Source organism: Acinetobacter sp. V102_4 (assembly GCF_031799005.1).
Lineage (GTDB): Bacteria > Pseudomonadota > Gammaproteobacteria > Pseudomonadales > Moraxellaceae > Acinetobacter > Acinetobacter calcoaceticus.
Genome location: NZ_JAVQNR010000038.1, coordinates 370,827 through 391,433, shown reverse-complemented (window position 1 = coordinate 391,433; position 20,607 = coordinate 370,827). Strand labels below are relative to the sequence as shown.

Below are 20,607 nucleotides of genomic sequence, written 5' to 3'. Positions count from 1 at the left end.
ATAAACAGTATTACAGATATGCTTTTGCATAGAGAAAAGGTTTTAGTTTTATGGCAACAAATAATATTAAGTCAACTTCAGAACAAAATAAGCCTGCGGTTGAACTTGCTGTTTTTAATTTAGAAAGTATTACTGAAGTTACAGACTTACAATTGATCGCAAAACAAATTCAGCAATATCTATTTGTACGCGGTAAAACTAATTTAGAACAATTACAAACTCATGCTTATACACCAACTGTAGCAAATATTTTTGCATTAACGGGAAGTGTTCTAGATCTATTGCTCTATATAACTGATAAAAAGACTGGGGATGCAGGGACACAGCAAACAGCCCTATTGGGAGCAAATCTGATTGGATTATTTTCAGAGCCGAATAACCAAGCGCATGCCCGTATGGCTTTACGTCCTATGTTAGGACTCATGGCTGAGTGTTTATATCTGGAAAACGGAAAAATGAAGAGTACGGATATAAAACGCTTGGGCCTACATTTAAATGCCATGATTGCGGGAGATTTAGAAAAATTCTTACAAGAAACTTTAGCTAAACTCCCAGAACTTTTAACAAATGCCACAATGTTGGGCCTCAATATTTTGCGCAGTCTTGGTACTCCTCTTTCTGCTGACTTTCCTATTACAAGGATTGGTTCAGCAGGCGCAAGTGCGGAAAAACGTGACCCTAAATTAAAATTTACCAATTGGGCTGTACCTTTAATTGATTTATTGGCAGCCCCTAGTCAATCAGATGATTCTGCAAAAATTAAGGTAGAGGCGAGTAGTGCACTTATCCAAGATGCTCTAAAGGCGACCGCTACTTTAGGTTCAGCGCTTCAACAGCAATCTAATGCTGGACAAAAATATACATTAGCTTGGCTTATACAAGAAAGTTTAAAGGCGATTAAAGAGCAACAAAAAAAAGCGAACGCCAGTGTTCCTGCTAACCAAACTGGCGAACATGAACAACATACGAAAGGTGATATTTTGGAGTTTGTAAGTCTGCAAGCGAACGCTCTAAATGCTGCACCTTGTACAGGTGTAGATTCACAAACAAATAATAGTATTAATTATTCAATTGGTGCTGAAAAAGTAGAACATATTGATTTTTCTCTACCTAAAATTAATTTTTCGTTCAGCCGTCATTATCACTCACAACGAGGTGAGTTTGATAACGGTATGATAGGTGCACGTTGGATGATGCCTTTTTCCAATGTCATTAAACAAAGTTCTAAAGGTTATATATTTATTGATGCTCAAGGACGAAAACATCAGCTTCCATCCTCAATAGCATACCAAGCTTATGCTGCACCATTCGAAAACCTCACAGTTCAACCATTAGAAGATGGAGATTTAATTTTAAATTTTGGCACAGAATGGAATTGGCAGTTCCACAGCTTTAATGAAGGTAAAGACTACCAGTTAATCCAACAGCTTAATGGCAGTACCCAAGAAAAAATCATATTGAGTTACTTGTTAGTAGGACAGGATGCGTATTTACAGGCGGTCAATTTTCAATTTAAAAGGGCAAAGCATACACTTAAATTTGCTTTTAATGATCAAGTGAAAATTATTGCCATCTTTGTTGATGATCAAGTAGAGCCTTTAGCTAAATATGAATATGATCAATATGGTAACTTAATAAAAGCCTATGACCAAAATGGTCATACTCGTCAATATGAATACAACCAAGCACATCAACTCACTCGTTATACAGATCGTACTGGGCGAGGGCATAACATTCGTTATGACTCTATAGAGGTTAATGCGAAAGCTATAGAGGAATGGGCAGATGATGGTAGTTTCCACACCAAATTGAAATGGCATCCTCGATTACGTCAAGTCGCTGTTTATGATGCGTATGAAACCCCAACTTACTATTACTACGATTTGCAAGGTTTCACTTATCGTATTCGTTTAGCAGATGGGCGAGAATCATGGTATTCCCGTGATAAATACAAGCGAATCACGAGACAGATTGACTTTAATGGTCAGGAAATCCAACAAGAATATAATGATAAAGGGCAATTAATTAAAATCGTACAGCCAAATGGTGGGGTGATTCGTTTTGCATATAACGAACAAGGACATTTGATTGAAGCTAAAGATCCAGAAGGAAGTATCTGGAAATGGGAATATGATACACAAGGCAATATCAGTAAAGAAATTAATCCTTTAGAGCAAATAACTCAATATAAATATAATAGTGGCAACCAATTGATAGAAGAGATTGATGCCAAAGGTAACTCTAAAAAAATCCTATACAATGACCTTGGACAAATACTTTCTTATACAGATTGTTCTGGGAAAAGTAGTACATGGGAATATGATGAGGATGGAGTTCTTAAGGCCGAGCAAGCTGCTGATGAAAATGCCGTTCAGTATAAATACAGTACACAAGGTAAGAATAAAGGGCAGTTACAAACCATCATTCATGCAGATGGACTAAAAGAACATTTCGAACATGATGAAGAGGGACGCTTACTTAAGCATACCGATACCAAGGGTTTTGTTACTCAATATCAATATAATTCTGTGGGGTTAATGGCCCAACGAATTGATGCTAATCAATCTCAGGTTAGTTATGAGTGGGATAAGCAAGGGCGTTTGAATAAGCTTATTAACCAAAATCATGCTGAGCATCAATTTGACTATAACCACTATGGGCAGTTAGTTCGCGAACAGGCATTTGACGGTGAGGAAAAATACTTTAGTTATACTGAAAGTGGACAATTGTCAGAGATCCGACAGCCGAATATCTTGAGTCGATTCAGCTATCATGATGATGGTCAAATCGCATCAATAATCTATACAAATATAGAGACAAGACAGAGTCAAAAACAAGAGCTTGAATACAATTTAAATCAACAGCTTATTAAAGCAAGTAATGAAGTAAGCCAGATTGATTTTTACCGCAATGCACTTGGACAAGTGATTAGGGAACATCAAAATTATAAAGTTCCAAATTCTGTACCACTAACAGCAGTGTTACGTTATGAGTATGATGAGTTAGGTAATTTAAGCAAAACGATTCGACCAGATGGGCAAGAGCAAACTCATTTAAGCTATGGCTCAGGGCATGTTTATGGTGTTGGTTTCAATCAACAAGATATGGTGGCTTTTCATAGAGATGATTTACATCGTGAAACAACACGGATGCTGGCAAATGGCCTAATCCAAACCAGCAATTACAATACTATCGGTTTATTAAGTTCACAAATCGTAAATCCTGAATCGGAAAGTCAAATTCCATTACAGGTTTTGAAATATCAAACAGAGCGTCATTACCAATACGATAAAAACTATTTATTGGCTCAAATAAAAGATAGTCGTTTAGGGCAGCTGAATTACCAATATGATGCAATTGGCCGAATAATTAAAAGCCAAGGGCCAGAACATAATGACAGTTTTTATTTTGATCCAGCGAATAATTTAATAGATTCTAAAGCCACTCAATCTTCTGAATTGAAAAGCAATTTAGTTGCTCAATACCAAGGTAAGAATTATAAATACGATGCACAAGGTAATGTCACTGAAGTAAGTGAAACTGGAAAAATGCTCAAATTGAAATGGGATAATTTGAATAGACTCATTCGTACTGATCTTAATGGGCAGATCACCGAATATGGTTATGATGTCTTCGGACGACGACTTTACAAGAAATCATCCCAAGAACTTACACTGTTTGGTTGGGATGAAGACTTAATGATTTGGGAGTCTGGGCAATATCAAGATAGTGAACAGAACTATACCAAACACTATGTGTACGAACCGAATAGCTGTATACCGCTATTCCAAACAGGCTACAGAAGTTTTATTCAGTTAATTAAAACACCGGACTATTCTAAATTCCAAACAGAAGCTTACTCTATCCATAAAGATCCGATTTGGCGTGATGACTCTAGACGTAATAGAGCTGAATTGGAGAGGGTTAGCTTTTACCATTGTGACCAGATAGGTACACCACAAGCTTTGAGTAATGAATTAGGAGAGCCCGTTTGGGAAATTACTTTAAATACTTGGGGTAAGGCTCTCAATATAAAAACAATTAATGAAAGTAATCCATTTGAGCAAAGCAACGTACGTTTCCAGGGGCAATATTACGATAAAGAGAGTGGATTACACTATAATCGTTATCGCTACTATGATCCGCATAGTTCAAGATATATAAGTAAAGATCCGATAGGATTAGATGGTGGACTAAATACTTCGGCTTATGTAAGTAACCCAACTCAATGGGTGGACCCAATGGGGTTACAGCCAGTAGGTGGGAAAAAACCAGGATTAGGTATTGGCTTTTTATTCCCAAATACAATGGCTGGCTTCGCTAAAGATCCAGATGATGCTCGTACTTTAAGAGCATTAGGGGCAATACGTAATAATAACTTGGCGGCAGTGTCTGTAGCAGGCTATGGACCTTATGTTGTGGCAGGGACAGCAGCAGCTGGATCTGCTGCTGCACCAGTAGTAGGAAGAGTGGCTGCACCATTTATTGGTACTGGAGCACAATTAGAAGGGGCTGGTTTAACGGTTGGAACTGTGGGCAAAGCTGCTGTCACAAGTGCGGGCATTGGTGGAGGCTTGGACGTAATTGCTCAAGGAGCTAAGTGTAAATGTTTAAAAGATATTAATCTTGTCCGTACTGGAGGAGTCGCTGCGGTAAGTGCTGTAACGAGTGGATGGGGAGCAACAACCTCAGCTGCCGCTGGTGTTGGGCAAGTCGGTTGGAAAAGTATGGCATTAAATGCTCCAAAAATAGGGCAATTTCTTAAAAATAATACTTCAGGATTAGTTATATTCGCAAATGAGCAAATGATTGGGCAAGCTGGTTCAAGAGCAGTTAAAGCTGCAACTGATAAAGATAAATCAAGTAAGAAATAAGGTGAAATGATGTTAACGATGTTGGTAGAAGTGATTATGGGTGTTTTTATAGCGAACTTTAAAGCTTCAGAACATCCTATTATAAATATAATAGTACGTGGCCTTTTGGTTGCGGTAATCGGCTTTTTTATAGCATTATTTTCGTCAATCGTAGAAGGTTGGGATTTTTCGATTGGATTTGCTTTAATATTTAGTCTGGCAATTGGTATGCTCGTAAGTGTTTTTCTGTTCTTGGTGGAGATTTTTTTTAATTATCTTGATAAAAAATAGTAATGCTGACAGTGTTAGTTGAAGTGATTATGAGTGTTTTTATAGCGAATTTTAAAGCTTCAGAGCATCCAATTATTAATATTATTATACGAGGCATTATCATTGCTGTAGTTATGTTTTCGTTGATGATGTTTTCAGACATTTCAAATGGTAAAGAAAGTTCTATTGGGCTAGGGCTGGCTATAAGTATTGGAGGTGGGCTAATAATTAGCTTAGCTGTTTTTTTAATTGAGATATTTGCAAATTATCTCGATAAGAAATAGTAATGCTGACAGTTCTAGTTGAAGTTTTTATAAATATCTTTTTGCTATAGCAGTCATGATCATGAGTCACCAGATGGATAATTAACTATCACGGATTATGTTCAGGTATACGAACCTTCTCCTTTTTTAAACAGATTAATAAGAAGTTTATCGATATTGGAATGATGAATAACTTAACTGGATTATTTCCAATAAAGCTTTTAATAGATAGTTGTATATAAATTTTAAGATGAATTATGAACCAGAATTTTTTACCCACGTTTACGGTTAGTGACTTACATAATTTTTTAAATGATACATTAAATGCTTGTATTGCTCAGCGGAAACAAGGAGGACAATTGTTTTGCGTGCGGGGCATATTAAAAAATGTTGAGCAAGCAGTTGAGAACTCAAAATGGGCATTAGTCTATGATCTGATCATTCAAGATATAACTGGGACGATTGAAGTAGAGATTTCAAAACATCTATTATCTAGTTTCAAAAACGGTAGTTATGTTGAAATACAAGGTGTCCCAACATTTAATTTTTTTAGAGAGCAATGCACGAAAAGATTAAAGGGATACACTATACGGGCGATTGAAGAAGATAGTGCAATACAAGCATTCCAGTCGAAGCTGTCAACATTAGATGCTTTAAAAAAATATAGACCTAAAAGTCAAACTTTTCCTAGTCAGTTTGATCTTTCAGTTGCAGTGATTTATTCATCAGCAACAAAAGACTCTATCCAAGAAGACTTTTATGATTATCTGAAAGAATATCGTGATGAGTTCAATTTTGATGAGAAGCCTGTTAGCTTGAGCAATGTTGAAGCATTATCGCAAGCAATAAGTTCTTGTACAGATCATGATATTGTTGTGATTATTCGAGGTGGGGGAAGTAAGTATGCATTTGATATTTTTAATGAAGAAAAAGTATTAAATGCTTTTTCTAATTTGAAGGGATACAGGATTGTAGGCTTGGGCCATAATCCAGATTTAACACTTTTAGACTTTCTTGCAGATCATTCTGTAATCACTCCAACAGCAGCTGGAGTACACTTAAAGGGGCAGTTTGATGAGCTATTTGCTAGAAATCATACTTTGACGCAGCAAAAGACTCAAATATTAAAGCTTCAGAATGACCTTAAAACAAAAAATGATGATGTGATTGCATTGTCTGCTAATTTAAAGCAACTGTCTGATCGAACAGATATACAGTCATTAATGAATGAAAATGAGAGCTTAGTTGAACTGAATCATGAGCTCAAACAACAAGTAAGCAATAGACGGAAGGACGACGAAACTAATAAAAGAGGTTCCGTTATGATGTTTATTATTGCCGTTGTTGCTGTTATTGCAGGAGCAGTATTAGGAAGACTAATGTGAAGACAGTAGATAGGGCTAGGTTGGTGATAGATGCTTTGAAAGATAAGTCATCGGTACAGAAAGTCAAAAAGCAAATTTGTAATGATGATAATGCTGACTGGAAGACTGTCAGTAAAGAAGCCTATGACTTATATCTCGAAGAAGCGCGTCAACAGCGCAAAGTTGATGAAAAAACTCGGCATGTAATTGTTACTCCGCTGGAAGAAATCGATGATCTCATTCAGTTAAATAACAACCTTCTACAATATGCCCTAAGTTTGCCATCAACTGTAACGGGGGCTGATGTATCGAATATTCAAAAGTTAATTTCTGATATGCCAGCAAATGAACATAAAATCATAGATGCCTTTGCAAGTATTATCATGAATCCTGTAATGCGAGCGCGACAGAAAAAAGGTCGATTTGAGCACTTTGGTCCTTTTAAAAGCTTTGTAAACATCATTGAATCTGCTGTGATTTCTTACTATCGAGGTAATTTTATAGGCTCTTATTTGACCTTGATTCCTGTTGTTGAGGGGGGTCTCTTAAGGTGGCTTGATTATTTCGGAAAGGGTAAAAAGCCTAAGTTTGGTGATCTAAAGATGTTCTTTCGTAATTCTTATCAGAGACAACCATGCCCGGGTAATGTTTTGTTTCATGATGTATTCTCAAAAGCATGTGACAAGTTACTTACAGAACATTTATTTAAAGATTCGCAAGATGGAGATGCCTATTCAAACTTTAATAGGCATCTAGCAGCTCATCTGCTTAGTGATTCACAATTTGCTACTAGAGAAAATTGTGTAAGACTCTTTTTGTTATTGGATTTAATGTCAGAGCTTTACTTATACGAAGCTCATTGCGGTGGTGATCCAAGATTTAAATTGAGCGGTGAAGACATATCACTTGAATTTAATGAATATCTTAAACTAATAGCGCAGTTACATAGCCCTGAAAGAGTTCTTTTAGGTGTCCCAATGGACACTAAACATCCTTCATCAGGTGACCAATGACAGAACCTACAATATTTGAAGAGTTTAAGTCATCTTTAGCTGAGAGAGACTTAGATGGCATTGAATTTTGGGCGAGAAGTGTTGGAGTTAAGTGGAAAGCGTTCGATGATCCACTTTCCTAGTTCTGTTCTTACCTTAAGAGAACTTCGAGAAATTGTAATTGCTAGACCACATTCTCAACACAAGTTTAAGAATGAAGTCATTGATCGTATCATGCCAGAGATTGTGCAAAGGGTCGTTAAGTTCTGTGATGGGTTATCTTGACTAAAATTGTTATTTTGAGATATGAGAGTTGTGATAGGTAAGGAGTAATTTTGCCTGCTTACCCGTTTAGATTAAAAAATTACGAGATCAGTAATTTGCCTATTTTTCAAAGTTTTTTTAATACTACTATAGTTGTCTTGTGGGTCTATATGGTGCGCCCTTAGTTGTTCTATATCCAAGTTCCGAAATTAAATAGAGATGCTTTTTAGCACGTGAGGAAATGACATACAGTAGCCTTCTAGCAACATAATCTTGATGTGTATCGCCACAGCCCATTATATCATTCCAGTGTGGTATTTTCCCTTCTAACAATCCGGTGCATATAACGACTTCGTATTCGTCACCTTTGGTGGAGTGCGCAGTTGTTATTTTTACTCCACTGGAGGAGGAGAAAAATTTTTCTAATTCTGAAGCTTTGTAGTCCATTTTATACTTCGTCATCCTCGCCCTTGTTGCATTTAATATGCTTTTCATCCCTTCATGAAATAGGTCATTTTCTGTTAGTTCTATTCTGAGTCTTTTGCAAAAGCTAACGATAATTTCTTCTATCCACTCGTCAATCTCTTTATCAAATTGCACGTTAAGTGAATTAACTGTTCTTAGTATAGTTTTAGGGTTTATAACCTCTTCATCAAAGGATATATCGGTTAATTTTTCTGAAAGCTCGTTAGCGTACCATTTTCTTTTTATATAATTGTGGATACTTGGTTTAGTAAGTACTAGTCGAATTAATATCAGCCAAAAGTTATCTTGATTTTTGGGAATAGGCGAGATTAAAACACCGTCAATATTAAAGCCTTTATTTAATGTACTAATGTTTTTTGACATATTAATTACATCGAACCAGCTAGGGCACAGAATTGCTATCTCTTTCTCAGGAATACCTTCTGTAAGGTGCTGCTTAACAATATCTGCCACATAATCAGCAAGGTTATCTTTATGAAGGCTTCTCTCTAAATGAACGACAGAAGGGTAGTTTCTTAGATTCGATTTAGAGTCTATTCCATAGCCTTCATCTTGGTATTTAGGATAATGATTAATTATTTTTTGACTACTGCGAAAGCAACCTGTCAATCGTTTTTCTTGTAAAGAGAAATCGAGTTCAAAAAAGCTCTCTAGCTCTGATTTACTTTTAACAATTGCACCTAGTCCAGTGTAAATTGCCTGCTCTCTATCTCCTATCAATGTTATTTTGGTTTGCTTCTGTTTGATAATACATTTCAGTATCTCATACTGCATTACAGAGGTATCTTGATATTCATCTACAAGTATATGGTAGAAAAGGTTTCCTAGTCGCTTACATAACTTAGGATTAGATTGTAGGAGACGATGGCTAATGTTTAGTATTAAATCAAAATCAATATAATTGTTTTCTGCTAGATATCTATGATAATCAATCGTCAGCTTGTATTCTTTAGTTTCTGCTGAGTATTGTGGGATATTATCTAGATTTAGTGCTGTGTCGATATGGTTATAAGATTTGAAACCGTAATTTTCTTTAAGTTCTGATATTTTGGTTTCTTTCTCATGTTCATCAATAATAATAAAGCCTCCACATAATCTTGATATTATATTGATATTTGGCATTATTATCCATTGAAGGCAGAGTGCATGAATTGTGCCGACCCAGAGTGATTTGCTTTCAACTCCATAGGAAAGCAGTCTTTCTTGTATTGTGTTTGCAGCAATGTTTGTGTATGTAATAGCTACTACTTTCCGCTTACCAATTAAAAGTTCTTCAGAGTTATCAATTATGTGGCAGAGCTTTGAGACAAGCGTTCTTGTTTTACCTGAACCTGGACAGGCTGACAACAACATATTGTCATTGTATACGACAGCATCCATCTGCTCATCAGTTAAGTTTTTATAAGGCATTATATTTCCCAAAAACGTATAAAAGTGTCACTATCATAAAAGCTCTTATAGGTAGCTATTTTTTCATCAAAACTCTTACATTTATTTATTTTGTGTTGTTGTTCTGGATATTCGTCCATGGCTGCTACATTATATTCCATCATTTTTAAAGCTATTGCATCAATATTTCTATCAGAAAGTGAAAACTTGATGGCTTTTAGAATATATTCAGGGATTATGTTATTAATTGTTATATGACTTACCATCTCAGCGGCCAGCCATCCTTTTCCTATTTTTTCGCGAATTTCAATGTGTAATGATATTTTGTGGGTATATCGCTAGAAGTTATATTTGCGAGAACTGTTTTACAACGTGTTTTAACGCTATAGGTTGATTCTATTACTAATTTAAATAGATGAACATTTTCAGCATAACTGATTAATTCAGTTTCAAAGGTGTTTTCTGCGTAAAAAGCACTGACGTATGCATTGTTAACTGTGTAAGCATCTAGAGCAGTCTTTCTATCTGCTCCTGACTTTTGAGCATTTAATTGGGCTTTTATATATTCAGCATCTGCGAAAGTATCATTTTGATGAGTTATGAATGCTTTATCTAAATCAGTGAGAATGGAACAATAGCTGCGGATTCTATCTTCATGAAATAGATCAGATATATGCTTAAATACCGTCCCGTCCATTTTTATTAGGCTAATGCCCATCTCTTCTAGGCTTACTCCTAGCGTCTTTTTGACTAGTGCTGGTATAAGTATTAATTCTGCATCACCCTCTACGAGAATTACACTTTTTGCAAATAGAATGTCACTTCGGATAGCATCAAGATATCTTTCAATACATCGAATATTGTCAAGTTTTAGATTGTTAGAGGGCGCATATACTTCAGTCTTTACATCTTTCCTCGAAAGTATATTCATAGACGAAATATTTGACACAGAGCTTATTTGTGTAGAGTGAGTTGATACGAATACCTGTGTGTTTTTAAAGTTGAAATTCTCAAAAAGTGTTTTCTGAATATGATTATGAATATGAGCTTCAGGCTCTTCAATCATCAAGAAGTGGGTGATATGTTCTTCGTTGTCACGAATTGATTCATATTCATAAAGTTTTAGTGCTAGATATATAAGGTTCGCCCCACCAAGGCTAAGGTCTTCTATTCTTCCAGTTCCTTGATAGCTTAAAGAGTCTTCTATTACTAGACCAAGAGATTGGATTAACTCGATAAAATCTTCTGGAAGCTGTGATGATACTTGGATCTTAGGTGAATAGGTTGAGCCTATGGTATTTACTAATGAGCGAGAAATGTCATTGCTGAGATTTTCGATTTCGGGTATTGAGGAAATTTTTTGATTCACTTTAACTATGTCATTAACAATACTTTTGTCATCATTGATCTGTTTACTTCTTAAGGTTAGTAGCTTGTATAGAGGATTAGTTTTGTAATATTTTAGATCTGCAACTACATTTCTAAGTGCTTTTACGTATGTACAGGCAACTTCATTTACTAAAGAAAAATATGGAGGTTTTTTATTCCCAATCAGTTCTTCACTTTCTAAATTTGGGTCTGGGAATATATATTGTTTAAAGTCTCCTACGTGGTCTCGGTATACGCTTTCGTCAGTGAGGTCGATTTTTGTTCGAACAAATGCTACAGGCTCATAAGTTTCTCTTGATATTGTGTGTGAGGAGCAGAACTCAAGAATTTTATCTTTACGAGTACCAAGGTCTTCATGATCATTACTAATTTGGTGAAGCTCTTGTCTGAATGAAAATTTCGGCCTAAAAATAAAGGTGTAAGTTCCTTTCGTTGAGGTTTCTTGGTCTTCTCCATCATTTAATATGTAGTTCGCTAAAACTTGCTGTTCTTCTGTATCCCCTAAACCAGCAAAATTGAGAGAGATTATTATCCAATGCCCAAACGCTTCTCCTAGTCCTCTGTGAAAATCATCTTTGGAAAGGAATTTCGCATTAGCAGGCAATGAGTCATCTAGAATTAATCTCATGGCTTGGAAAACATTGGTTTTACCTGAGGCATTTTCGCCAATGATGTTGTTTACCGATTTTCTTTTGAACTTAAATTTTTCCTGTTTGAAGTTTTTATAGTTAACGATGGATAATTGGCTAATATACATGATGTTATGGCGCCTTAAACTCTTGTTGGATTTGTAATGTCATAGATTTATTGTGTAGCATAAAATCATGTGATATGGAATCAAGAGTTTATGGAATAAGTTAAACATTCCATTGAATACTGGTAAAGCAATCTAATACGTAAACCAAACCTGATAGCTCAGGATATGAAATATCATATTTCTAATCCCTCAGACTAAATGGAACTGGGGGGTAGCATTAATACAGAAACTTATAAAGCTCCTTTGAGTCGATTGACTCCAAGTGAAGTGGACTAACTGTGTAGGGAGATGGCTGAAGAATTCGTTTTTTGTTACCTAGTTACAGTATGTACTAGATGTACTAGCGAACTCAGCCCAATCTTCCATTAATCCCTTACGTTTTTCTAGATAAGCTCCACGTAAGTAAGCTGCTTCAACTTCATCTGGTAGCTTGTGTGCTAATACATGTTCACAGACTTCACGAGGATAATCTGTTTTATCGGCTGACCAATCACGGAAAGTCGAACGAAAACCATGTGTTGTGATCACTCGATTTTGCTTAGGATCAATATAGCCAATACCATCTTCTTTTAATTTCTTGTCATGCATCCGTTTAATTAAAGTTGTTAAAGACATATCGGACAACATACCACCGCGTGGAGCAGGGAAAATAAAGTCACCTAGTTGAGGATGCATTTCTTGATAAAGTAGTTCAAGTAATCTAATTGCTGCTTGTGATAAAGGAACTCGATGTTCTTTATCAGCTTTCATTCGTTCTTTTGGAATAATCCAGATTTTATTTTTAAAGTCGATTTCTTTCCATAATGCACCAAATACCTCACCTGAGCGACAAGCCGTTAATATGGCAAATTCTAATGCTTTGGGAGAAATTCCAATTCGATGTCTCAAGTCATGAATAAAACTAGCCACTTGCATATACGGTAATGAAGGATGAGGTCTGGACTCTTGCTTTAAATTTCCAAGAATGGGTTCTAAGTTACCTTTCCATGATGCGGGATTATCTCCAACAAAATATTCCATAGCTTTAGCATAATCGAAAATAGTTTCTATTCGACCACGAACCCGTTTTGCTGTTTCATGTATTTCTATCCAGATAGGCTCAAGTGCTGCAACAATATCCGTTTTAGTAATAGAGCCAATCACCCGATCACCAATAACAGGATAGATATAGGTTTCTAGAGTAGATGACCACTGTGCAATATGTTTTTCATTTTTGAGCTCACGTGTTTTCTTCTCAATTACAATCTTGGCGCATTCACGGAAAGTTTTTTCACGCTGTTGTTTAAGAAGTAAAGCTTCGCGTTGTTCCTGTTTATGTCGAAGAGGATCAATTCCGTTTCGGATTTGTAATCTTAGTTCAGTAGCTTTTGCTCGTGCTTCAGCTAAAGAAACTTCAGGGTAGGGACCAAGACCAATATCATGGCGATGTGGTTTTAGCTTTCCATTTTCACCAAAGTGCTTTCCAAAAGTAGCGCGTAGAATCCATACACGAGAATTACCTTCAACATTCAAACATAAGCCATCAACACCCCCTACAGAATGTCGTCCAGTCTCTTTAATTTTTGATACACTGAGTGCTGAAAGCTCTTTAGATTTTTTTGGCATCTACCTTTTACCCCACAACCTACCCCTCAAAGAATATTGGAAAGAGCTAGATTGTGCAAGACTGTATTGGATGATTTTTGTTTTAATATATTGAATTATATAATTATTATTTATTATATTGGACTGTATAAGACTGCTGTTAGACGGACACCGCTTCCGCCAAATTCTTAAAAAGCCCTTGTTAATGACGAGGGCTTTTTTTATGCCTGTTATTTTATCTTCAGCCCACCTCATGCTAAAACGTAGATTGGAATAGTCCGAATCTCCTATTCTTACTTTCTCAGCCATTTTTTAATTGAGCAGTCTAGTGTAATTATAAACTGCTTAAGTAAAGAGAAAATATAGTATGGAGTGATTCAATATGACTATTAAATTGTAGGAATCGTCCCACCATCAATCACATATTCAGTACCTGTAATTGCAGACGCACGGGATGATGCCAAAAAAGCGATAAGATTTGCTATTTCATCAGGTTTAGCAGGTCGTCCCATAGGAATTCCTCCGATTGAATCCATAACTATCTTTTTACCACCCTCGTAATCTGTGCCAGCTTGTAAAGCCAGTCGCTCTGCAAAAGCAATAGATGCCTCTGTTTCAATCCATCCTGGCGAGGCTTGAACAACCCGAATACCTTTGGGGGATATTTCTTTTGACAGGCTTTTACTATAAGTCGCTAGTGCTGCTTTTGCAGCAGCATAAGCTGTCGTAGCTTCTGGTAACGGAAGTGAGCGTTGTATTGACGTAACATGGATTACAACACCTTGGCCTTGCTGAAGCATATCGGGAATTAATTGACGATCAATACGTATTGCAGGCATCAGATTTAGGTGAAGTTCTTTATACCATTCTTCATCGGTTAATGCTGCGAATCCACCTGCTGGTGCTGATGAACCACCAAGAATGTGTATAATTATGTCCACACCGCCTAATATCTCTTGTACTGCTTGGACGACAGCTTCACAACCTTCTGGAGTTGTGAGATCAGCAGAAACAAAATGTGTATTATTTGGTAAATAATCTGGTTGAGTTCTAGCAGTGGTTAGTACTGTTGCGCCAAGTTCATGGAATAACTGAACTGTGGCAGCACCAGTACCTTTTGTACCCGCCGTGATTAAGGCACGTTTTCCTTTTAAAGTAATAAAATCTTCCATTAATAAATCCTCAATTTAACAACTTTGCCATTTTCAAGTGTGAACTGAAACTTAAGTTTCACAGGACTATTCGGAAAGTTGCCGCTCACTTGTGTTAAAACCGTGCTGATATGGTCTGTATTAGAAATCTCAATAAGTTCAAGAAAATATTGGTATTTTTCTTTCATTGCTAGCCACCAGGTACGAATTTCCACAATTCCTGTGTATAGACTATTTTCATCTTCAACAATGGCAGAGTCAGAAAAAATTTGGTTTAAAGCATCTATATCGTTTGCTTGATCAGCATCAAAGTATGCACTAACCACTTCTGGTATATCTTTCATGAGTCGCTCTTTTTGAATGATCCAAATTGGTGTTTTAAATTTTATAATTTGACGATTGTTCTAACAATCCGTATAAAATGGGATGTTTAGTTGAATAAATCAGGATAATGGAAAGAGCAAATTTAAATGATCTAAAAGCAGTAATGGCAATCGCCAAACGTGGAACGTTTCGTGGCGCTGCGATTGAACTTGGGATGTCTACAACAGCTTTAAGTCATGCAATTAGTAAATTAGAAGAAAATTTGGGTGTACGTCTGTTTAATCGAACAACACGTAGTGTCTCATTGACAGAGGCAGGCAGACTTTTTGTAGAACAAGTCGGGCCTGCTCTTCAGGATATTCATAGCGCTTTAGATATTGTACGTTCGCAGAGAGAAACACCCTCAGGTACATTAAGAATTAATGCGGCCGCATTTGCAGCGAGAGAAATTATTTCTCCTGTGATTATCGAATTTCTTCGACGTTACCCAGAAATGAATATTGATTTGGTGACTGAGGGTAAACTTGTTGACATTATTGCTGATGGTTTTGATTTAGGCATTCGTGTTGCCCATCTTGTTCCAAGTGACATGATTGCAGTGTCTCTTGGTAAACTTCAAAGATATGTTGTTGTTGGTTCGCCTGAATATTTTGAGCGTTACGGAAAGCCAAAAATACCAACAGATCTTTTTAGACATAAATGTATTCGAGTACGTCTCCCTGATGGTGCATTATTTAGCTGGAAGTTTGAAAAAAATGGAGAAATTATTCAAATTGATGTGCAAGGACCGATTACCCTCGATGAAGCAAGCTTATCAAGAGCTACAGTATTAGAGAACATTGGCCTAGGATACTTTATGGAACAGGATGTTCGTGCTGAAATTGAGTCAGGTCAACTTATTTCTGTTTTAGAGGATTGGATGCCTTGTATGTCTGGTCTCTGTTTATATTATTCAGGAAGACGCAACCAATCTGCTGGTTTGAAAGCCTTCCTTGCCCTAGTTCGTGAAGTAGCCTTGTGTAATGAGTAATTCGTTATATATCAATTTTGAATAACGCTATTTAAGTTTTATTGAAACACGTGCTTATATTTTTACTTATTGTCGCCCTAGTTTGATTTATAAGTCATAAAAATCGATTGTTCTTCTAAGTTAATAACTCACTCTCTACGCTTAAAATAAAATCTTTAATCTTCATTTAAGTTCAACTCTTTAATTTGTTGCCTAACAATTGATTTCTTTAATAAGTCATAAAAATCTAAACATGACTGTATTTAAGTTAAATCAAGAACTTAAAGAGAGTTATAAAAATGAACCAATGCGTAACAAGCTCGAAAAATATTATTCGTGGTAAATTTCACCCCGAATTTTTGCAAGATGAAGTACTCGCCGATATTTTTATTCAAACTGCTCAAAATCTCCCAGATAAAACAGCTTTAATTGAAGCAAATAAAATGCTGAGCTATGGAGAGTTATATCAGCAAGCTTTTGTTATGGCGCAACAACTGACTTTAAATGGTGTAAAAGCGGGAGATATTGTCGGGTTATGGCTACCAAGGGGTATTGAGCTTTTAAAAGCACAACTGGCGATCTGTTTGAGTGGCGCAGCTTGGCTTCCTTTTGATATGGATACGCCAGCAGACCGTATTGCAGTTTGTCTTGAAGATGCTGAAGCTGTAGGAATGATTACTACAGATGAATGGTATGAACATTTAGCTGAAGTGCCACAAACCAAATGGACAAACTCTGAGCTACAACAGCCAGTTATTAAAGAAGTAAGCTTACCGAAAACTACACCCGATCAACCTGCCTATATTATTTACACTTCAGGCTCAACTGGAAAGCCTAAGGGTATTGTGATTACCCAGAAAAATATTTGTCATTTCTTGCGTAGTGAAAATAGTATTTTAGGGATTCAAGAGCAAGACAAGGTCTATCAAGGCTTTTCAGTCGCTTTTGATATGTCATTTGAAGAAATCTGGCTTTCTTATTTGGTTGGGGCAACATTATGGATTGCTCCAAAAAACTTGGTGAGTGACCCTGAACGTTTATGCCAAACATTAAAGCAGGAACAAATTACAGTATTGCATGCTGTACCAACATTACTGGCTTTATTCCCTGAAGATGTACCAAATTTACGCATTATCAACTTAGGTGGGGAAATGTGCCCAGACTCACTTGTTGACCGTTGGGCATTACCTCATCATCAAATGTTTAACACCTATGGCCCAACTGAGACTACGGTTACTGCAAGCTTAGAGCTATTACAACGTGGTAAACCCGTCACGATTGGAAAACCGTTACCGAACTACGGCATGTTGGTGATTAATGCAGAACGAGAATTACTGGCTCAAGGTGAAACAGGTGAGCTATGCATTTTCGGTCCGAGTGTAGCACCAGGCTATTTAGGCAGACCTGATTTAACGGCGGATAAGTTTATTGAAAACCCTTGGGCAATGAGTGCGGATGAAGAGTTGCTTTACCGTACTGGGGATTTGGCAAAAATTGATGAATTTGGTCAAGTACATTGCCTAGGTCGTGCTGATGATCAGGTGAAAATCCGTGGTTTCCGTGTTGAACTCGGTGAAATTGAAGCGGCACTTTGCGATATTGATGGCATTGGTACCGCGGCTGTAATTCTACGTGCAGAAGACGGAATTGATCAGCTGATTGCTTTTATTGCACCTGAACTTGATGCCAAACAACCGATAGAAATTAAGCAGCTTCGACATAATCTTGGTCAACGTCTACCACCTTATATGGTGCCGAATCGTTTTGAGATTATTGAAGAAGTACCACGTTTATTATCTGGAAAAATTGACCGTAAAGCGTTAAAAGCAAGACCGCTCACTAGTGTGATTGACCGTAGTGAATCTGACCAGCCGCAAAATCCAGCAGAAGAAATCTTATTTGAAATTTTGACTCGCCTGTTTCCAAACATGCCGATTAAGCTAGATTCGGACTTCTTTGATGATTTAGGTGGGCATTCGCTTTTAGCAGCCGTTTTAATTTCTAACCTGCGTGAACATCCTCAATATAGCCATCTTACAATTCAAAGCTTATATCAAGCCCGAAGAGTGGGGGCTATTGCAGCTTTAATGTTAGAGCAACCAGAGCCTACTTTATTTGATAGCCAGATTGGGCAAAACAACCCACGCAATCAAACTTATAAATGGCTATGTGGTATTGCTCAGTTTGCAACTATTCCCGTTTTAATCTCAATTAATATTTTGCAGTGGTTGGCACCATTCTTTACCTATCACTATTTTACAGGGGGAACCCGAGATAGCATCCCGTATGCGATCTTGTTGTCTCTATTGGTCTATGTCAGTGTCATTATTAGCAGTTTTGTACTTTCAATTACGGTGAAACGATTATTAATGTTGGGCATTGGTGCAGGACGTTACCCACTATGGGGGATGACTTATTTCCGTTGGTGGTTGGCAGACCGTATTAGTAATATTTCACCAGTTTATTTATTGTCGGGTTCAACTTTACTTAACCTCTATTTAAAAGCACTGGGTGCGAAAATCGGACATGATGTCACCATTAGTTCGGTTCATATTCGCATGCCATCTTTATTAACAGTTGAAGACGGTGTGAGTATTGGTTCTCAAGTGAATTTAGAAAATGCCAAAGTCGAACATGGTCATTTGGTGTTGGGTTCAATTCATCTTAAAGAAGATAGTTATGTGGGTTCGTATGCTGTATTAGAAGAAAATACAGTGTTAGAAAAACAAGCTCATGTAAATGCCTTAACTTCAATTGAATATGACACGGTTGTACCAGCCGGCGAAATTTGGGATGGTACGCCAGCTAAGAAAATAGGGCATGTAGATGAACACGCTAAAATGCCAGAACGTCCTAAATTATCGTTCATTCGTAAAATTTCTGAATATGGATATTATGGTGTTAGTGCGTTAATCATTGCTTGTCTGTTCTTTATTCCAATTTTCCCAAGTTTCCTTTTGGTCGATTGGTTAGATGTAAACGTATTTAATATTAATCCGAATAACCACCTGCAAATCGCACTTTATTATTTTGCTTTAGCGATTCCAGCTAGTGCAATGATGATGATTACTGCTGTCATTTCTTCAGCAATACGTAAAATTGCATTGCCTCATCTTGAGACTGGAACGTACGCTGTTCATGGCAGCACGTATTATCGTAAATGGTTTGCATCTCAAATTTTAGAAACAAGCTTACAAACATTGCATGGCCTGTTTGCTACGATTTATGCACCGATATGGTTCCGTATGTTAGGGGCGAAAGTAGGTAAAAATACCGAAATTTCTACCGCAAATGGTGTTATTCCTGAAATGCTGACTTTGGGCGAAGAAAGCTTTATTGCCGATGCTGTAATGTTGGGTGATGAAGAGATCAAAGGCGGTTGGATGACATTAAAATCGACCAAAATCGGGAATCGTAGCTTTGTCGGAAACAGTGCTTATATTACTGATGGAACTGTCTTGCCAGACAATGTCTTAATTGGCGTACAGTCAAAAACACCAGATAACCTTGAGATGTATGATGGTCAAACTTGGTTTGGTTCTCCGCCATTATTATTGCCTGCACGTGAAGCTGCTGAAAAATATCCTGACCATTTAACGTTTAAACCTAGTGCCAAGCGCCGTTTCATGCGTGGTTTTATTGAAGGACTTCGTGTTGTATTGCCAGCCGCACTCGCAATTGGCGTAGGTTATATGATTGTATTAGACGTTATTGATGTTATTAATAACTACGGCATAGCGAAAGGACTATTAGCATTAACCATTGCAGGGCTGCTCTATGGCGTCGGCTGTTTCGTTATTGTGGCTCTATTAAAATGGATTTTGATTGGACGTTATCAACCTCGTTCAGCGCCAATGTGGACCATGTTTGTATGGTTAAGTGAAGGGATTACCAGCTTATATGAATCGGTTGCGATTCCAAACTTCCTGAACTACTTAAGAGGAACGCCAATGTTGCCATTCTTCTTGCGTATTTTAGGTGTTCGAATTGGTAAAGATGTCTATATGGATACGGCTGATATCACAGAATTTGACTGTGTGAGTATTGGCGACCGTGCTGAATTTAATAGCTTTTCAGGTCCACAAACTCACTTGTTTGAAGATCGTATTATGAAAATCGGGCAGGTCAATGTTGGAAATGATGTGGTGGTAAATTCGCGTAGTATTATTTTATATAACGCCAATGTTAGTCACCATGCAGTTTTAGGGCCATTAACATTAGTTATGAAAGGGGAGAATATTCCTGCTAAATCTGCGTGGATTGGTTCGCCAGCTGTGCCTTGGGTTCATAAATAATTGATATTAAGTTGAATCATCTCATTTAAAAAAGTCCTTGTGAAAACAGGGGCTTTTTTTATGCATAGGACATAAATTACAGTCATAGTTAGCTTAAATATTGCTAACAAATCCTGAAAATTTCATATAAATCAAATAAGTACATATTTTAATCAAAATTGCTTCATTTATATAATATGTTTTTTATTTTCAGTATCTTATCAAGAGCGTGTCTATA

At 36.9% G+C, this 20,607-nt stretch carries 13 protein-coding genes; 7 read left to right on the top strand and 6 right to left on the bottom strand.

Annotated elements, in window-relative coordinates; translation table 11 throughout:
- The first annotated feature begins 50 nt into the window (after positions 1 to 50).
- The 5 genes from RMB13_RS11470 to RMB13_RS11450 all read left to right on the top strand — a co-directional run bounded on the left by RMB13_RS11470 (position 51) and on the right by RMB13_RS11450 (position 7,763).
- Entirely contained in the window at positions 51 to 4,874 is a 4,824-nt protein-coding gene (locus RMB13_RS11470; RefSeq protein ID WP_311077304.1) for an RHS repeat-associated core domain-containing protein, read from the top strand.
- 9 nt (positions 4,875 to 4,883) lie between these two features.
- Complete coding sequence (locus RMB13_RS11465) at positions 4,884 to 5,144, top strand: hypothetical protein (protein ID WP_311077314.1); 261 nt, start codon at positions 4,884 to 4,886, stop codon at positions 5,142 to 5,144.
- A 2-nt stretch (positions 5,145 to 5,146) separates the two neighbouring features.
- Positions 5,147 to 5,407, top strand: coding sequence for a hypothetical protein (locus RMB13_RS11460; RefSeq protein WP_311077303.1), 261 nt, complete (start codon positions 5,147 to 5,149; stop codon positions 5,405 to 5,407).
- Between the two features lie 236 nt (positions 5,408 to 5,643).
- Positions 5,644 to 6,771, top strand: coding sequence for an exodeoxyribonuclease VII large subunit (locus RMB13_RS11455; protein ID WP_311085299.1), 1,128 nt, complete (start codon positions 5,644 to 5,646; stop codon positions 6,769 to 6,771).
- On the top strand, positions 6,768 to 7,763 hold the full coding sequence (locus RMB13_RS11450; protein WP_311077301.1) for a hypothetical protein: 996 nt from the start codon (positions 6,768 to 6,770) through the stop codon (positions 7,761 to 7,763). The genes RMB13_RS11455 and RMB13_RS11450 overlap by 4 nt, the downstream gene beginning before the upstream one ends.
- Positions 7,764 to 8,153: 390 nt before the next feature.
- Here RMB13_RS11450 and RMB13_RS11445 read toward each other — a convergent pair whose 3' ends face one another.
- From RMB13_RS11445 to RMB13_RS11420, 6 genes are all read right to left on the bottom strand, one after another.
- Positions 8,154 to 9,902, bottom strand: coding sequence for an ATP-dependent helicase (locus RMB13_RS11445; RefSeq protein ID WP_311077300.1), 1,749 nt, complete (start codon positions 9,900 to 9,902; stop codon positions 8,154 to 8,156).
- Positions 9,902 to 10,147: a hypothetical protein gene (locus RMB13_RS11440; protein WP_311077299.1), complete on the bottom strand. Its 246-nt coding sequence runs from the start codon at positions 10,145 to 10,147 to the stop codon at positions 9,902 to 9,904. Before RMB13_RS11440 ends, RMB13_RS11445 begins: the two co-directional genes overlap by 1 nt.
- Before the next feature lie 23 nt (positions 10,148 to 10,170).
- Positions 10,171 to 12,027, bottom strand: a complete 1,857-nt coding sequence (locus tag RMB13_RS11435) for an AAA family ATPase (protein ID WP_311077298.1) — start codon at positions 12,025 to 12,027, stop codon at positions 10,171 to 10,173.
- Positions 12,028 to 12,342: 315 nt separating this feature from the next.
- Positions 12,343 to 13,632: a phage integrase central domain-containing protein gene (locus tag RMB13_RS11430; protein ID WP_311077297.1), complete on the bottom strand. Its 1,290-nt coding sequence runs from the start codon at positions 13,630 to 13,632 to the stop codon at positions 12,343 to 12,345.
- 368 nt (positions 13,633 to 14,000) lie between these two features.
- Positions 14,001 to 14,783, bottom strand: coding sequence for an SDR family oxidoreductase (locus RMB13_RS11425; RefSeq protein ID WP_311085298.1), 783 nt, complete (start codon positions 14,781 to 14,783; stop codon positions 14,001 to 14,003).
- Complete coding sequence (locus tag RMB13_RS11420) at positions 14,783 to 15,106, bottom strand: nuclear transport factor 2 family protein (RefSeq protein WP_311085297.1); 324 nt, start codon at positions 15,104 to 15,106, stop codon at positions 14,783 to 14,785. The genes RMB13_RS11425 and RMB13_RS11420 overlap by 1 nt, the downstream gene beginning before the upstream one ends.
- Positions 15,107 to 15,213: 107 nt before the next feature.
- On the opposite strand from RMB13_RS11420, the gene RMB13_RS11415 reads away from it, so the two are divergent.
- Together RMB13_RS11415 and posA are read left to right on the top strand one after the other, a co-directional pair.
- Positions 15,214 to 16,116, top strand: coding sequence for a LysR family transcriptional regulator (locus RMB13_RS11415; RefSeq protein WP_311085296.1), 903 nt, complete (start codon positions 15,214 to 15,216; stop codon positions 16,114 to 16,116).
- Positions 16,117 to 16,394: 278 nt separating this feature from the next.
- Positions 16,395 to 20,390 (top strand): delta-poly-L-ornithine synthetase PosA, encoded by a 3,996-nt coding sequence (gene posA / locus RMB13_RS11410; RefSeq protein ID WP_311085295.1) that lies wholly within the window; start codon positions 16,395 to 16,397, stop codon positions 20,388 to 20,390.
- Positions 20,391 to 20,607: the final 217 nt, after the last annotated feature.

What these genes read in the sequence shown, in the direction of transcription:
- RMB13_RS11440 (WP_311077299.1), bottom strand. Translation starts at nt 10,147, where the DNA reads ATGGTAAGTCATATAACAATTAATAACATAATCCCTGAATATATTCTA.
- RMB13_RS11445 (WP_311077300.1), bottom strand. Translation starts at nt 9,902, where the DNA reads ATGCCTTATAAAAACTTAACTGATGAGCAGATGGATGCTGTCGTATAC.
- RMB13_RS11430 (WP_311077297.1), bottom strand. Translation starts at nt 13,632, where the DNA reads ATGCCAAAAAAATCTAAAGAGCTTTCAGCACTCAGTGTATCAAAAATT.
- RMB13_RS11415 (WP_311085296.1), top strand. Translation starts at nt 15,214, where the DNA reads ATGGAAAGAGCAAATTTAAATGATCTAAAAGCAGTAATGGCAATCGCC.
- RMB13_RS11460 (WP_311077303.1), top strand. Translation starts at nt 5,147, where the DNA reads ATGCTGACAGTGTTAGTTGAAGTGATTATGAGTGTTTTTATAGCGAAT.
- RMB13_RS11425 (WP_311085298.1), bottom strand. Translation starts at nt 14,783, where the DNA reads ATGGAAGATTTTATTACTTTAAAAGGAAAACGTGCCTTAATCACGGCG.
- RMB13_RS11420 (WP_311085297.1), bottom strand. Translation starts at nt 15,106, where the DNA reads ATGAAAGATATACCAGAAGTGGTTAGTGCATACTTTGATGCTGATCAA.
- RMB13_RS11435 (WP_311077298.1), bottom strand. Translation starts at nt 12,027, where the DNA reads ATGTATATTAGCCAATTATCCATCGTTAACTATAAAAACTTCAAACAG.
- RMB13_RS11465 (WP_311077314.1), top strand. Translation starts at nt 4,884, where the DNA reads ATGTTAACGATGTTGGTAGAAGTGATTATGGGTGTTTTTATAGCGAAC.
- RMB13_RS11470 (WP_311077304.1), top strand. Translation starts at nt 51, where the DNA reads ATGGCAACAAATAATATTAAGTCAACTTCAGAACAAAATAAGCCTGCG.
- posA (WP_311085295.1), top strand. Translation starts at nt 16,395, where the DNA reads ATGAACCAATGCGTAACAAGCTCGAAAAATATTATTCGTGGTAAATTT.
- RMB13_RS11455 (WP_311085299.1), top strand. Translation starts at nt 5,644, where the DNA reads ATGAACCAGAATTTTTTACCCACGTTTACGGTTAGTGACTTACATAAT.